This is a genomic window from Sphingomonas sp. BLHR8 (assembly GCF_056821725.1).
Genome location: NZ_JBPDIM010000002.1, coordinates 63,705 through 77,913 on the forward strand (window position 1 = coordinate 63,705; position 14,209 = coordinate 77,913).

Genomic DNA, 14,209 nt, shown 5'->3' on the forward strand with positions numbered 1-14,209 from the left:
CGTTTGGGGGGTGGCGCGAAAATATTTCCCCGCGATAGTCAAGCACATGTTGGGGAGAGGCTTCGTCGATCGATTCCGGAGTGCGCAGCGCAGCGGCGGTCCGCTCGCGCTGTTCGCGGAGGATGAGGCGGGCTTCCTCGCCGCCGTCACCGAGGAACCCGACGCGCTCGAACAGGCGCTCGACGAAGCGATCGCGGCGCCCGCCGCGCCGATCGCCGAATTGCTGCCCGGCAGCTTCGCATCGGCAGCCTGCACACGCGACGGTGGCGTCGTGGTCTGCGACGAACGGTTCGCGAGCTGGCTTGCGGCCTGGTCCATCGAAGACGGCGGCGTAGTCCCGCCCGACGAGACCGCACCCCGCCTCGCCCTGCTCGTCAAGGACGACACGGGGCGCCCGGTCGCGGTCGCGTCGGGCTGCGCTGCGGCCTGCCGCGGCTGGCCGCTGTCGCCCGACGTGCGCCGCGCCATCGACAATGGCACGGCCTACTACGCGCTGCTTGCATTCCGGCCGGTCGAAGACGGCATCCAGCGCGCCGCCAGCGCGCTGCGCTTCACTGGCGCCGAAACGCGGCTCGTCGCCGCTCTGGCGGAGACGGGCAACCTCAAGGACGCGGCGATGCGGGTGGGGATCGCCTATGAAAGCGCGCGCAAGCTGGTCGCGGGGGCGATGGCGAAGGCCGGTGCGCCGCGCCAGACCGAGCTGGTACGCGCCGTGCTGCACGTGGCGGCGGGGGAGTTGCTGCCTCCGTCGGGGATCGACCGCCTGTTCGCCGATCTGTTCGCGCTGACGCTGCGGCAGGCGCGGATCGCACGCGGGATCGCGCACGGCCTGACCCGCGCCGATGTCGCCGTGACGCTCGGTGTGTCGGAACATGCGGTGAAGACCGACCTCAAGCTCGTCTACCTTGCCTGCGCGATCGAACATGCCGTCGACCTCGCTCGCGTGGTCGCGGAGGTGGAGGCGCTCGCCGGGCTCGCCACCGCCTGCGACGTCATGATCAGCACCGGTGCGGCGGAAGCCGAACCGCTGCGGCTGATCCCGCGCCGCTGGGCGGACGGGCGCATCGCCTTTGCCGACCATGGCCCCGCGGACGGCGTGCCGCTGGTGATTGTCCATGCGTCGGCCACCGGTCGGTCGATCTCGCCGCGCCTGATCGCCGCGCTCCAGGCCGAGGGGCTCCGTCCGATCGCCTTCGACCGGGCGGGCTTCGGGCTCACCGACTGGGTCGAGGTCTGTCCCTACAAGGCGCTGACCCACGATCTCGACGACTTGCTCGAGGCGATCGGCGCCGGGCCGGCCGTGCTGCTGGTGCGCGGCGTTCCCGGGGCGGCGGTCACCGCCGCGAGCGTGCTGCCCGATCGGATCGCCGGTGCGGTGGTTCTCAACCCCGACCCCCCGGTGGAGTTCGACCGTCGCCGTCGCGGGATGATGGGCGCAGGGCGCGCGCTGTTCTTCGACCGGCCCTGGCTCGGCGAGAAAATGGCGACGTTGCTGTCGCAGCGCACCAGCGCCGTCGCCATCGAACGGCTGCTGCGGCAGAGCGTGGCGGGGAGCGCAATCGACCTTGCGGTGCTGGACGATCCGGCGGAACTGGGCGCGATGATCCGATCGTTGCGCCAGTGCGCGCTTGGCATGCGCGGGTTCCTCGGCGACATGCGCACGCAAAGCAGCCGGATGCGCGCCACGCCGATCGCGGACGGATCGCACTGGACGCTGGTCGTGGGCGAGCGCGACCCGCTCTACTATTTCCCGCTCAGCGAAGATTACTGGCGCAGCACGCTGCCCGGCGTTCGCATCGACCGCATTCCCGACGGCGGCCGCTGGCTCCACGCGACGCACAGCGCGGTGGTGGCGCGCGCGTGTCGCGCCGTCGCGGAACGGTCATGCCTGTTGAGCTGAGGTTTAAAGTTCGTCGATCATCTCGGCGAGCGTCGCGAGCATCACTTCGGCGAGGCGCATCGATCGCTCCGAACTCCAGCCGCGCTCCGCGTCGGGGAGGTCGTCGTTATCCTTGAACGGCATTTCGAGCGTGACCGCCATCGCGCCGAACCGCTCCGCCACCTGGTTGGTGGACATCGAGAGATTGGCCGCGCCGGGACCGGAAACGTCATAGCCTTTCACGAGTTGAAAGTCGGGCGTCCGCTGCGCCAGCGTGTCGCGATAACGATAGTAACGCTCGCCCTGCGCATCGGACCATGAGGGGATGCCTTCGAACCCGGCAAAGAACACTGCGGGAATGGATTCGTCGCCATGTACGTCGATCGCGATGTCGACCCCGGTCGCGTCCATCGCATCGCGCACGCACAGCACTTCCGGGCTGCGCTCCAGGCTCGGCGTGTCCCATTCGCGGTTGAGGTTCACGCCGATCGCATTGGTGCGCAGATGGCCGCGCACGCTGCCGTCGGGGTTCATGTTCGGAACGAGGTGAAGCGTCGCGCGCTGGCGCAGCTGGCGGGCCTGCGGGTTGGCGGGGTCGGTGAGCCAGGCGAGCGCACCTTCCATCCACCATTCCACCATGCTTTCGCCGGGATGCTGGCGGGCATAGATCCACACCTGTTTGGGCCCGGTGCCCATCGTCAGCGCGTCGATCGGGCGCGCTTCGATGCTGTGGCCGAGCGTGCGGTGGGTGACGCCCGGCGCCGCCGCGGCATCTGCGACCAGCGCCTGGTGACGCTCCCAGCTATAGGGCTCGAAATAGGCGACCCAAAGGACGCCCGTCTCGACCCGCGTGCGGATGGTAAGCGTCCCGCCATCGGCGTTACGGTCGTAGCTGGTGTCCGCGCACAGCCAATTCTCGCGGTCGCTGCTGACCCGTGCGGAATACCCCTCCCACCCCTCCGGGTAGGCGGAGGCCGCCAGATTCACGATGGCCAGCTCGACCTCGGTCCCCGCGGGGGCGGTGACGCGGAAGTGGAACCACTGGTAGAAATCCGATTGGTGGTCCTTGCGGATGGAGAGTCGGGCGCGGGTGCCGTCGATGGCCTCGACGACGATGTTGCCGGAATCGAAATTGCTGTCGATCTGCATGGCGTGCCGCTTAGGCTCAAGGAACGGTGACTGTCACCCCCGACCGCCCCGGAAAGTTCGCGAACAGCGCCTGGGCGAGCCGCCCGGCGTCGCCATCGATGCGTGCAGCGTCCGCACGCGAAGAGACCGCCGTGACCGCGCGTCCCTCCCACAAGGGCAGGTTATCGCCGGCGCGCCGGATCGCGACCGACAGGGTGAGCGCCGTGTCCGCATCGGGCCGACGCTGGAACAGCCGGGTGAGGTCGAGCCCGACACCGACGCCAACCCCCGAGCCGTAATAGCGACCAGTCGAGCCGCCGACACCGACCGAAACGCCCGGTCCGCCGCCATAGCCGACTTCGCTGCGGGGGGTCGTCTGGGTAGTGACGCTCACGTCATACCGCTCGCCGTGACCGTCGCGGGCGAGGCCGAGGCGTTCCAGTTCGCGGCTGACGGCATAGACGAACGGCGTCGACACTCCGCTGCCCGGCGTATCGACGATGCGATAGCTCCCGGCGAGGGTCGGGGCGTTGTCGAGGCGATGAAAGCGGGTGACGTCCACTCCGGGCGTGGGCGTGGCACAGGCGGCCAGCGCCAGCGGAGCGGCGATTAGCGCAACCAGGCGAACAGAGCGGATCATGCGGTGGTTCTCGACGAGAGCAGGGGTTCGACTGAAATGCGCGACGGACCCCGAACGTTCCGACGCCCCCATCCCGCGACGTTTTGTCGCGCGCGGGCTCGGCACGTGCGGGAATGAATCGCCGCCTCAGGCGATCTGCGTTCCGAACAGATGGCCGATCAGCGCGGTGACGGCCATCGCCAGTGCGCCCCAGAATGTCACACGCACGACGCCGCGCAGCATCGGTGCGCCGCCGAGCCGCGCGCCTGCACCGCCCAGCAGCATCAGGAACAGCATGGTGGCAAGCGTGACGCCGACGACCTTGCTCTCCTGCGGCAGGGCGAGCGCGGTGCCGAGCGGCAACACCGCGCCCACCGCAAACGCCGCGGCGGAGGCAAGCGCCGCCTGCACCGGTCGCGCCTCGCCGTGCGGGGTCTGGCCAAGCTCGTCGCGCAGGTGCGTGCCCAATGCGTCGTGCGCGGTCATCTGCGTCGCCACCTGCCGCGCGAGGTCGGGGGTCAGCCCGCGCTCGACATAGATCGCGACCAGCTCCTCGAACTCGCCGTCGGGGTCTTCTGCGAGCTCGCGGGTCTCCTTCGCGCGGTCGGCCGCTTCGCTGTCCGCCTGCGAGCTGACCGAGACATATTCGCCCGCGGCCATCGACATCGCCCCGCCGACCAGCCCGGCGAGCCCGGCGGTGAGGATCGCCGCCCTCGTGCCGCCTGCCGTGGCGACGCCGACGATCAGCGCCGCGGTCGACAGGAGCCCGTCGTTGGCGCCGAGCACCGCCGCGCGCAGCCAGCCGATGCGCTCGAGCGCATGCGCTTCGCCATGGCCTAGCGCACTGCTCACGCGCCGTGCGCCAGCTTGAGGCCGGGTCGCGGCCGGCGCATCTTGATCAGCCGCCCGCTCCCCGACAGCGTGATGTACGCGTCCATCATGTCTTCCCCGCCCCAGCAGATGTTGGTGGTGTAGATGTCGTCGGTGGGCACGAACTCGACGAGTTCGCCCTCCGGCGAGATGACGCTGATGCCGCATTCGCCGATGGTTGCAACGCAGATGTTGCCGCACGCCTCGACGCCGAGCGAATCGAAGAACGTGTAACCCGCCGGTCGGTAGAGCGGGACGCCCGGCCCGCCGGGCCCCGCCGCGTCGTCGACCTTGCCGGGCGCGATCACGTTAAACTTCGTCAGGCGGCAGGTGTAGGTTTCGGCGGCGTAGAGGCTCTTCCCGTCGGGGGAGGCCGATGCCGTTGGGGTTGTACGAGGGGAAGATCACCTCCTCGAGATGGCTGCCATCGGCCTTCGCATAAAAGATGCCGACGACATCGTGGCAGCGTTTCGCATAATCGACCTTGCCGTGGTCGCTGAACCAGAAGCCGCCGTGATCGTCGAACACGATATCGTTGGGCCCGCGTAAGCGGCAGCCGAAATCGCCGTCCTTGTAGAGTATTTCGACCGCGCCGGTAGCGAGGTCAATGCGCTCGATCCGCCCGCCGCTGTAGTCCGAGGCGATACCGTGCGGGGCGAGAAAGCCGCCCTGCTCGACCCAGGCGAAGCCGCCGTTGTTGCAGCAATAAAGTTTACCGTCGGGCCCGATCGCGAGCCCGTTGGGCCCGCCCCCCGGCGTCGCCACGACCTCCGTTCGCCCATCGGGCCAAACCCGCGTGATGCGCCCCGCCTCGATCTCCGTCAGCACCACGCTGCCGTCGGCGAGCGCCACCGGTCCCTCCGGAAAGCGCAACCCGCTGGCGATGGTCTCGTAGGTCATGATCAAACCTCCGTGCGCTCGATGAATTCGAGTCGGTTGCCAAAAGGATCGTCGCAGAAGAAGCGCTCGATGAAGGGCAAGTGCACATCATCGCGGGTCGGGATGCCAGCGTCGCCGAGTCGCTGTCGCAGGCGGGCGAGATCGTCGCAGGCAAATGCCGGATGAGCCTTGCGCGCGGGATGAAGTCAGCGTCAACACCCAAGTGAAGCGCGCAATCGGCAAACGTGAACCAGCAACCACCGCGACCTTCGAGAGCGGCAGGTTTTGCGACTTCGACCATGCCCGAGCATGTCGCCATAAAAGCTGCGCGCCCGAGCCTCCTAGCCGATCGGCATGGCAAGCTGGATGTGATCGAAGCGCAACAGCATCGCATCGATCCTACGCTTCGCGGTCGGCTTCGCAACGGGCGTTACGCAGACGAGGTCCCGGCTGGTTCGCTCTCCACCTGTCGCGCGGCGATGCGTCGGGGGCGGGGCGGGTTTTCGCCGGCGGGCCATCCTTCGCGCTGACGGGTGCGATCGCCGTCGGTCTCTTCGGTCTGGTCGTGGAAGAGCATGACTTGTGTCGGGAACGGCAGGTCGATGCCGTTGGCGATCGCGGCTTCGAACACCGCCAGCACAACCCGCGCACGCACATGCACCTGATCGCTTCGCGTCGACGAGGCCCACCATCGTGCTTTCAAATCGACGGTTGATTCGTTCAGAGCCCAAGGCAGCACTTCTGGCGCGGGATCGGCGAGTACACCCTCCACCCCCGCGATGGCTCGAGTGAAAATGCGCGTCGCGTCGCTCGGGCTGTCAGCATAGCCGATGCCAATGACATATTCGTCGCGTCGCTTGTCGAAAGCGGTGTTGACGATCACCGGCGAGGTATAGACGTCGCTGTTGGGGATGATGACCAGCCGCCCGTCGTAAGTTCGGATCAGGGTGGCGCGGCTCTCGACCGACTCCACCGTGCCCTCGAATTCCCGCACCACGATCTGGTCGCCGCGCCGATATGGACGACGGATCAGCAGCAGCAGGCCGGCGAGCAGATTCTGTAGAATATCCTTGAAGGCGAACCCGATCGCCACCGAGCCGATGCCGAGCATCGACAGGATGTCACCGGGCCGGACGCTCGGGAAGACGATCGCCGCCGCGAACAGCCAGGCGGTGACGACCAGCGCCCCTTTGGCCAGCGTCCCGAGGACGCCGCCGAGGTCGGGCCGTCCGCGCGCTGCCAACAATCGCGCCACGCCTCGGTCGAGCAACCGCCCCGCCCCCCAGGCGATCAACAGCAGCACAGATGCGGCGATCATGTTGGGGAGGAGGCGGAAAAAGCCTTCGACAAATGAGTCCAGCTGTCGCTGGATGATCGCCATCGGCGCGATCACTCCGTCCTCGAACGCATCGTTCGCAGTCACTGCCGTCCCCGCCATGCTGTCACCGCGCGGGGCTTCCGCGGGTGAGGGTTCGCTTTGCTGTGACTATGTCATAAGGATTGCGCGCCGCGACGCCAAAGGAGTTTTGCTCATGTCCTACGATGCCAATCTTGCGCTGCTCATCGATGGGGCGTGGGCGTCGAGTGAGGGGCGTGATGTGCGGCCGGTGTATAATCCGGCGAGCGGAGAGACGGTGGCGGAGCTCCCCATGGCGAGCGATGCGGACCTGTCGGGGGCGCTCGATGCGGCAGAGCGCGCCTTCCCGGAATGGCGCGCGACCGACCCGGAGGCGCGGGGCGCGGTTCTGCGCAAGGCGGCGGCGCTGATGCGCGAGCGCGCGGACGAGATCGGCCGGCTGCTGACCATGGAGCAGGGCAAGCCGCTCGCCGAAGCCAAGGGCGAGGTCGCTGGCGCGGCGCAGATGTTCGACTGGTGCGCGGAGGATGCGAAGCGCCTCTACGGCCGCGCGCTGGTGCGCCCGACGGGGCAGCGCAGCCTGATCCTGCCGCAGCCGATCGGCCCGGTGGCGACCTTCACCCCGTGGAACTTCCCGGTATATCTGATGGCCAAGAAGCTCGCTGCGGCGCTGGCAGTGGGCTGCACGGTGATCGCCAAGCCCGCGGAGGAGACGCCCGGCTCGACCTCCGCGCTGATGCGCTGCCTGGTCGATGCGGGGTTGCCCGCGGGGGTGGCGAGCCTCGTCTATGGCGACCCCGATAAGATCAGCCGCACGCTGATCGGCTCGGGAAGGCTGCGCAAAATCAGCTTCACCGGCTCGACCGCGGTCGGCAAGCATCTGATGGCGCTGTGCGCGGAACAGGTGCTGCCATCGACGATGGAGCTGGGCGGGCACGCGCCTGTGCTGGTGTTCGACGATTGCGACCTCGAACGCACGCTCGACATGGTCGTGCCGCAGAAGTTCAGGAACGCAGGGCAGGTATGCGTGTCGCCGACGCGCTTCCTGGTCCACGACGCGATCCACGACGATTTCGTGCGTGGCTTCGCCGAACGGACGGGCCGAGTGCAGGTCGGTGACGGGCTCGAGGCGGGGACGCAGATGGGCCCGCTCGCCAATGCGCGGCGGCCCGATGCGGTGTCGGCGCTGGTCGAGGATGCGGTCGCTAAGGGCGCCAAGGTCGCCGCGGGCGGCAACCGCGATAACAGGGCGGGCAACTGGTTCCGTCCGACGCTGCTCGCCGACGTACCCGACAGCGCCGACATCATGACGGTTGAGCCGTTCGGCCCGGTCGCGCTGACCCGGCGCTTTTCGCAAGAGGACGAGGCGGTACGGATTGCCAACGCGACGCCGTTCGGGCTGGCGGCGTTCGCCTTCACCGAAAATGGCCGCCGCGCCAATCGCCTGGGCGACGCGCTGGAGGCGGGGATGGTCGGGGTCAACGCCTTCAACATCTCCACCGCCGACGCGCCGTTTGGCGGGGTCAAACACTCGGGCTTCGGCCGCGAAGGCGGGCGCGAGGGGCTGATGAGCTACTGCGTGGAGAAAGCGGTGCACCTGTCCTGAGGCGAGCGAAATAGCGGAGCTATTTCGCGCTCGCCGCAGGCGACGCCTCAGGTCGGCCGGTGGGCTGGCGCAAGCCAGCTCCTTCGACGTCATGGGATTCACTGCCATGACGGCTGCTGTCCTGACGCGAGCGAAATAGCAGAGCTATTTCGCGCTCGCCGCAGGCGACGCGAAAGGCCGGCCGACAGGCGGCGAAGCCGACCTGATCGACGTCATGGGATTTACTCCCATGACGGCTGCCCCACGCTAATCGTCACCCCGGATCAAGTCCGGGGTGACGGGGCCGCTCGAAGGTGAAGTTGCGCGCAATCAAAGACGGCGCTCGCCGTCGGCGCCAGCTTGGCGGCGAGGGAAGAAGGAGAAGCTCATGCTGACCAACGAAGGAAGTGCCGACCGCCTCGTCCGAGTGGTTATCGGCCTCGCGCTGATCGCGATGGTGTTTGTCGGCCCGCGCACGCCGTGGGGCTGGGTCGGCCTGCTGCCGCTGATCACCGGGCTGGTCGGATTTTGCCCGGCCTATCGCCTGCTCGGCGTCAACACTTGCCCGCGGCGCTGAGCGTCACCGCCGCCAGCTAAACCCGACAAGCACCGCTACGTCGGGGCTGTCGCGGTTCAGTCCGGCGACGACGCCCGCGTCAACCTGTGCATTATCGCCGAGCATCGCGGCGAGCGAGAGTTCGGCGGTGGCCTGCGTCGTGTGCCCCGCAGGGTCGTCGTCGCGCAGCCAGAGGAGGTCGGCGCCAAGCGAGACACGCTCGCTGAGGGTCAGTCCGACTCCCACCGCGCTGCCCCAGGCGAGGTGGCGGCCGTGGCCGTCCTGGTCCGCGGCGGCATCGGCCTCCGGCGTCAGCGCGAGGCTCACGCGGTCGTTGAGGTCGAAACTGAGCGGCACCTGCACCCCGGCGCTCCAGTCGCCCTGACCCACGCCCTCGCGTCCGACCGGCAGCGTCACATAGCCGCGCAGCGCGGCCACCGGCGCGTCGGCATCGCCGAAGCTGCGCTTGGCGGCCAATGTCACGTCGCCCACCCCGCCGGCGCGCGTGCTCGCGCCGGTTCGCCGGTCGCGGGTGCGCAGGTGGCGGTACGGCGTCCACGCGACCGCCACCTCGGCATGGTCGGCGACGCCGATGCGCAGACTGGTGTTGGCGACGTCGACCTGATCTTCGCGAACATCCTCATCGCGGCTGAGCTGCCAGCCGACGAGCTCCACCTCGACCGCGAGCTTGCCGGGCTCGACGGTGCATGGCGGGGTGGTCTGCCCCGGTCGCTCGAAGCAGGCGTCCCGCGCAGCGGCGGGGGTGGCGGCAAACAACACGGCGAGCGGGAGGAGGATGCGCATGGCGCGAGCTTAGCGACTTCACACCCCCGCCGTCATCCGACTCCTTGCTCGTCACTCTGAACTTGTTTCAGGGTCCTTGCCGCCCAATCGGTGTGGATGCTGCGACAGATTCCGCATGACGGGGGAGAATGCGACGTGAGGTGGTGGTGCGCCACGTCAGGGCGCGCAGCAGACGCACTCTTCCACCGCCTCCGCCGCTGCGCTAGCGCGGGCGACATGACTGAACCCTACATCTCTCCCCGCAGCGGCGGACGCATTTTGGTCGACCAACTCGTCGCGCAGGGGTGCGAGCGCATCTTCACCGTGCCGGGGGAAAGCTTCCTCGCGGTGCTCGATGCGCTGCACGACACGCCGGCGCTCGACACCATCGTCTGCCGGCAGGAGGGTGGGGCGGCGTTCATGGCGTGCGCCGACGGGGCGATGACCGGGCGGCCGGGCATCGCCTTCGTGACGCGCGGGCCTGGTGCGACCAACGCCAGCATCGGCGTCCACGTCGCGTTTCAGGATTCGCAGCCGATGATCCTGTTCGTCGGCGACGTCGACCGCTCCATGCGCGACCGTGAGGGGTTTCAGGAGGTCGATTTCCCTGCGATGTTCGGCCCGCTCGCCAAATGGGCGGGGCGGATCGACGATGCGCGGCGCATCCCCGAATATGTCGCGCGCGCTTATGCCACCGCCATGTCGGGACGCCCCGGCCCCGTAGTGCTCGCGCTCCCCGAAGACATGCTGACCGATGAGGTCGTCGCGCGCGACCGCCCCTATATCGCCCCGCCGGAGCAGGACCCCGACGTGCAGGCAATGGGCCTCGTCATGGACATGCTCGGCCAGGCGGCGAGCCCGCTGGCGATCGTCGGAGGCGCGGGCTGGGACGCGGGGGCGGCGCATTATTTCGCGGAGTTCGCGACCCTGCTCGGCATCCCGGTCGCGACCGCCTTTCGCCGTCAGGACGCGATCCCCAACGACACACCGGTGTTTGCAGGCAACCTCGGTTACGGGCCCAACCCCAAGCTGATCGAGCGCGTCAAAGCCGCCGACCTGCTGCTGGTGGTCGGGGCGCGGCTGGGGGAGGCGACCACCGACGGTTACACGCTGATCGACCCCGACCACCCCGACCAGACGCTGATCCACGTCCACCCCGACCCCAACGAACTCAACCGCGTCTATCGCGCGGACCTGCCCATTTGCGCCTACCCGCACGAGTTCGCGGAGGCGGCGGCGCTGTGGGACACGAGCGACCTCATCAGCTTCGACTGCGGGCGCGAGGCGCATGCTGAGTGGCGCGACTGGCGCAGCGCCAAGCCCAACGGCAGCGCGCTCGACCTCGGCCAATGCGTCGAGGCGATGCAGGCGGCGCTGCCCGACGACACCATCATCTGCAACGGCGCGGGTAATTTTGCGGGCTGGTGGCATCGGCACTGGATCTACGGCGGGCCGACCAGCCAGCTCGCGCCGACCTGCGGGGCGATGGGCTATGGCGTCCCCGCCGCGATCGCCGCCGCGCGGCGCTTTCCGGGACGCAGCGTCGTCGCGGTGGCCGGCGACGGCGATTTCCTGATGAACGGGCAGGAACTCGCCACGGCGATGCAGTATGGCGTCGACCTCATCGTCGTGGTGGTCGACAATGGCGCCTACGGCACCATCCGCATGCATCAGGAGCGCGAATATCCCGCGCGCGTGTCGGCGACGAGCCTCACCAACCCCGACTTCGCCAAGCTCGCCGAGGCCTATGGCGGCTGGGCGGCGCGGGTCGAGCGGACCGAGGAATTCGCGCCCGCGTTGGCCGAGGCGGCGTCGCGCAAGGGGCTGCGTGTGCTGCACCTCGTCACCGAGCTCGAGCGGATCAGCCCGGCGACGACGATCACCGCGCTGCGCGAACGCGCACGCTGACGGGCAAGCAAAAGGGCGGGCCAGTGACGGCCCGCCCCTTGACTTCTACCCTTGATGGCTCACCCGATCAGCGCGCGGCGGTCGTCCGCGCGGTGCCGCCAGTGGGGGTCGAATCCGCGCCGAGCACGGTGGTGTTGGTGACCGGCGCCGCCGAACCGACCAGCCGCCCGCCTTCGCGCGTCTGACCGAGCATCTCCTGCGCCTGAGCCTTGCGATCGGCGCGCTCCTTCAGCTTCTTGGAGACATAGCCCGCGGCGATCATCGCGCCCATGCCGGCAAATCGCGCGGGCAGCAGGCGGCGTGCGACCATCATCGTCGCGGTGCCGATGATCGCACCCGCCACGGGGTTATTGTCGCGCTCCTTGCCGACAGCGCCCCCGAGTAGTGCCCCTGCGATCTGCGAAATCATCTTCATGCCTCCGTTGCGAGTGCGAAACGTCACCCTTTGCGCGGCTCAACGGATGGGCGGCGGCGGCGTTCCGAACGAACGGGGCTCACCCCTTTCGCGATGACGGGGAGGCGATCGCACCGACACCGAACCGAGTCCCCTCCCCCTTTGTGGGGAGGGGACAGGGGTGGGGGCCCGCTCGCGTCCGCGAGCGGAATTGACTCGTCGCGCGGCCCCGTGCTTCCTCACGAGCCGCAGACGCGGCTCTGCCCCCACCCCGGTTTTGCCCACAAGGGGAGGGGGAAAGTCGGCGCACGTTCGCCCGCCAGCCACTTACCCCCGCGCGGCCCAGGCGGCGATGTCGGCGGCGAGCACGTCCATCGGGCGTGCGCCGGGCAGCAGCAGGACGTCGTGGAAGGCCTTCATATCGAAGCGCGAGCCCATCTGCGCCCGCGCCGCCTCGCGGGCGCGGACGATGACCGTGTGGCCGAGCTTGTACGAGCAGGCCTGCCCCGGCCAGACGATATAGCGGTCGATCTCGTTCTCGGTCGCGGCGGCGGCCAGGCCGGTCACGTCGTTCATATAGGTGATGGCCCGCTCGCGGCTCCAGCCGAGCGCATGCATGCCGGTGTCGACCACCACGCGGCAGGCGCGGTAGAGCGCCGCCTGAAGGTAACCGATCCGCCCCGGGGCATCGCCCTCGTACACGCCCAGTTCGTCGGCGATCTGTTCGGCGTAGAGCCCCCAGCCTTCGCCATAGGCCGCCATGCCGAGCGTGCGGAGGAGGTTGGGCGTGTCGCCCGACGCCAGCAGCACCGCGCCCTGATAGACATGGCCGGGGATGCCCTCGTGATAAACGAAGGTCGGCAGCGAGAACTTCGGCCAAATGTGCGTGTCGCGCAGGTTGATATAGAAAGCACCCGGACGGCTGCCGTCGAGCGACCCGCGCTGGGCATAGCCGCGCGGCGCGCCGAGCTCGATCTCCACCGGCACGCGGCGGATTTCCATGCGCGCGGGCGGGACATTGTTGAACACCCGCGGCAGCATCGCGCGCATCGCTTCGTTGCGCTGGTTGAGGTAGGCGAGCACCTCCGCCCGACCGGCATCGGTGTTCGGAAACAGCTGATCGGGGCGGGCGCCGAGCTGAAGCAGCCGTGCGCCGGTGGTGCCGGCCGTCAGGCCAAGGCCGCGCAGCAGCGGCTCCATCCGCGCCTGATAATCGGCGACCTCCTCCAGCCCGCGCTGGTGCGCCTGCTCGGGCGTCAGGTCGCTGGCGATGTGGAAGCGGAGCGCGTTTTCGTAGAACTCGCGGCCATCCGGCAGGCGTGACACACCGACATTCTCGCCCGTAGCGCGGGTCATGTCGGCGAGCAGCGCACGCTGGCGACCGAGCGCCGCAGCCAGCGGCCCGTCGACCAGCGCCCCGGCACGCGCGCCCCATGCGGCGCCGTCGAGCCCCGCAGCGCTCGCCTTTTCCGCCAGCTTGCGCGCGATGCCCGAATTGGCACCGCGCTGGGCCATCAGCGCTTCGGTCTGAGTGATCGTCTTGGCGAGCTGCCAGCGCGGCGGGACTATGCCCATGCGCAGCTCCTCGCGCCCGCGCGCGACCTCCTGATCGACGTTGCGCGCCATCGCCGCGACGCGCGAGAGATAGGCTTCAGCATCGCTCGCATTGGCGACCGGGTGGGTCGACGCGAGGAAGTCGGGCACCTCCTGATAGCTGCCGGTCAGCTGGGTGATGGTGTAGGGGATGGGGTAGCCGTCCGATCCGCCGAATCGGGCGCGCATGATCTCGTTCGCGCGGTCCGCATACCAGCGCACCGTCGCCAGCCAGCTGCGCTCCACCGGCGGCAAGGCGGCGGCGTCGATCCGCGAGAGCTCAGGGCCGAAGCGCGCGATCGTCGGCAGGCTGCCGAAACGGTGCGCGGCGTCACTCGGTGCCAGCTGTCCGCGCAGCGCCGCACGCGCGCCGGTGTCGAGCCCGAGCGAAGTGGCGCCGGTCGGGTTCTCGAGCATCATCTGGTCGAAGATGCGATCGTAGAGCGCGCGCGCCTGCCGCGATGCGACGTTGCTTGCCACAGTTGCGGTGCCGGCATCGGTCGTCGGCGCCGCGCCGATGCCGCCCAGCGCGGCACGCGGCGCGCATGCGGTGAGCGCGCTCCCCGCCAGCAACATCGCACCCACCTGTCGCCGACTGACGCCGCTCGTCACATCGCTCACATCATTCTCCCTCGCGCTTGTTTGCAGCGATCATGCG

General features: G+C 69.0%; 11 protein-coding genes and 1 pseudogene. 4 read left to right on the top strand and 8 right to left on the bottom strand.

The features are described from left to right. Positions 1–46 precede the first annotated feature (46 nt). On the top strand, positions 47–1,900 hold the full coding sequence (locus tag ACRYJK_RS10330; RefSeq protein WP_482667507.1) for a bifunctional helix-turn-helix transcriptional regulator/alpha/beta hydrolase: 1,854 nt from the start codon (positions 47–49) through the stop codon (positions 1,898–1,900). Between the two features lie 3 nt (positions 1,901–1,903). Here the strand turns inward: ACRYJK_RS10330 and ACRYJK_RS10335 are convergent, their stop codons facing one another. From ACRYJK_RS10335 to ACRYJK_RS10355, 5 genes and pseudogenes are all read right to left on the bottom strand, one after another. Next, complete coding sequence (locus tag ACRYJK_RS10335) at positions 1,904–3,028, bottom strand: M14 family metallopeptidase (RefSeq protein WP_482667508.1); 1,125 nt, start codon at positions 3,026–3,028, stop codon at positions 1,904–1,906. Positions 3,029–3,044: 16 nt separating this feature from the next. Then, positions 3,045–3,647 carry a DUF4136 domain-containing protein gene (locus tag ACRYJK_RS10340; RefSeq protein ID WP_482667509.1) on the bottom strand — a complete coding sequence of 201 codons (603 nt, stop codon included), beginning with the start codon at positions 3,645–3,647 and terminating at the stop codon, positions 3,045–3,047. A 126-nt stretch (positions 3,648–3,773) separates the two neighbouring features. Continuing rightward, the gene (locus ACRYJK_RS10345) at positions 3,774–4,478 is read right to left on the bottom strand and encodes a VIT1/CCC1 transporter family protein (RefSeq protein WP_482667510.1); all 705 of its coding nucleotides are present in this window, start codon (positions 4,476–4,478) and stop codon (positions 3,774–3,776) included. Next, a pseudogene (locus tag ACRYJK_RS10350) lies at positions 4,475–5,396 on the bottom strand (SMP-30/gluconolactonase/LRE family protein). The gene ACRYJK_RS10345 and the pseudogene ACRYJK_RS10350 overlap by 4 nt, the downstream one beginning before the upstream one ends. A 409-nt stretch (positions 5,397–5,805) precedes the next feature. Continuing rightward, positions 5,806–6,813, bottom strand: coding sequence for a mechanosensitive ion channel family protein (locus ACRYJK_RS10355; RefSeq protein WP_482667511.1), 1,008 nt, complete (start codon positions 6,811–6,813; stop codon positions 5,806–5,808). Between the two features lie 94 nt (positions 6,814–6,907). Here ACRYJK_RS10355 and ACRYJK_RS10360 point away from each other — a divergent pair, with 94 nt between their 5' ends. Beyond that, a complete protein-coding gene (locus ACRYJK_RS10360) occupies positions 6,908–8,338 on the top strand; it encodes an NAD-dependent succinate-semialdehyde dehydrogenase (RefSeq protein ID WP_482667512.1) in 1,431 nt (476 codons plus the stop codon). Positions 8,339–8,705: 367 nt separating this feature from the next. Further along, positions 8,706–8,894 (top strand): YgaP family membrane protein, encoded by a 189-nt coding sequence (locus tag ACRYJK_RS10365; RefSeq protein ID WP_482667513.1) that lies wholly within the window; start codon positions 8,706–8,708, stop codon positions 8,892–8,894. Between the two features lie 3 nt (positions 8,895–8,897). Here ACRYJK_RS10365 and ACRYJK_RS10370 read toward each other — a convergent pair whose 3' ends face one another. Then, positions 8,898–9,677: a transporter gene (locus ACRYJK_RS10370; protein WP_482667514.1), complete on the bottom strand. Its 780-nt coding sequence runs from the start codon at positions 9,675–9,677 to the stop codon at positions 8,898–8,900. A 216-nt stretch (positions 9,678–9,893) separates the two neighbouring features. On the opposite strand from ACRYJK_RS10370, the gene ACRYJK_RS10375 reads away from it, so the two are divergent. After that, on the top strand, positions 9,894–11,564 hold the full coding sequence (locus ACRYJK_RS10375; RefSeq protein ID WP_482667515.1) for a thiamine pyrophosphate-binding protein: 1,671 nt from the start codon (positions 9,894–9,896) through the stop codon (positions 11,562–11,564). A 67-nt stretch (positions 11,565–11,631) separates the two neighbouring features. Here ACRYJK_RS10375 and ACRYJK_RS10380 read toward each other — a convergent pair whose 3' ends face one another. Beyond that, complete coding sequence (locus ACRYJK_RS10380; RefSeq protein ID WP_482667516.1) at positions 11,632–11,973, bottom strand: hypothetical protein; 342 nt, start codon at positions 11,971–11,973, stop codon at positions 11,632–11,634. A 312-nt stretch (positions 11,974–12,285) separates the two neighbouring features. Next, on the bottom strand, positions 12,286–14,172 hold the full coding sequence (locus ACRYJK_RS10385) for a DUF885 domain-containing protein (protein WP_482667517.1): 1,887 nt from the start codon (positions 14,170–14,172) through the stop codon (positions 12,286–12,288). Between the last annotated feature and the right edge of the window lie 37 nt (positions 14,173–14,209).

Bases quoted from the DNA above. Each gene is read 5' to 3' on its own strand.
- ACRYJK_RS10380 (WP_482667516.1), bottom strand. From the start codon at position 11,973: ATGATTTCGCAGATCGCAGGGGCACTACTCGGGGGCGCTGTCGGCAAG.
- ACRYJK_RS10365 (WP_482667513.1), top strand. From the start codon at position 8,706: ATGCTGACCAACGAAGGAAGTGCCGACCGCCTCGTCCGAGTGGTTATC.
- ACRYJK_RS10340 (WP_482667509.1), bottom strand. From the start codon at position 3,647: ATGATCCGCTCTGTTCGCCTGGTTGCGCTAATCGCCGCTCCGCTGGCG.
- ACRYJK_RS10370 (WP_482667514.1), bottom strand. From the start codon at position 9,677: ATGCGCATCCTCCTCCCGCTCGCCGTGTTGTTTGCCGCCACCCCCGCC.
- ACRYJK_RS10335 (WP_482667508.1), bottom strand. From the start codon at position 3,028: ATGCAGATCGACAGCAATTTCGATTCCGGCAACATCGTCGTCGAGGCC.
- ACRYJK_RS10375 (WP_482667515.1), top strand. From the start codon at position 9,894: ATGACTGAACCCTACATCTCTCCCCGCAGCGGCGGACGCATTTTGGTC.
- ACRYJK_RS10330 (WP_482667507.1), top strand. From the start codon at position 47: ATGTTGGGGAGAGGCTTCGTCGATCGATTCCGGAGTGCGCAGCGCAGC.
- ACRYJK_RS10355 (WP_482667511.1), bottom strand. From the start codon at position 6,813: ATGGCGGGGACGGCAGTGACTGCGAACGATGCGTTCGAGGACGGAGTG.
- ACRYJK_RS10360 (WP_482667512.1), top strand. From the start codon at position 6,908: ATGTCCTACGATGCCAATCTTGCGCTGCTCATCGATGGGGCGTGGGCG.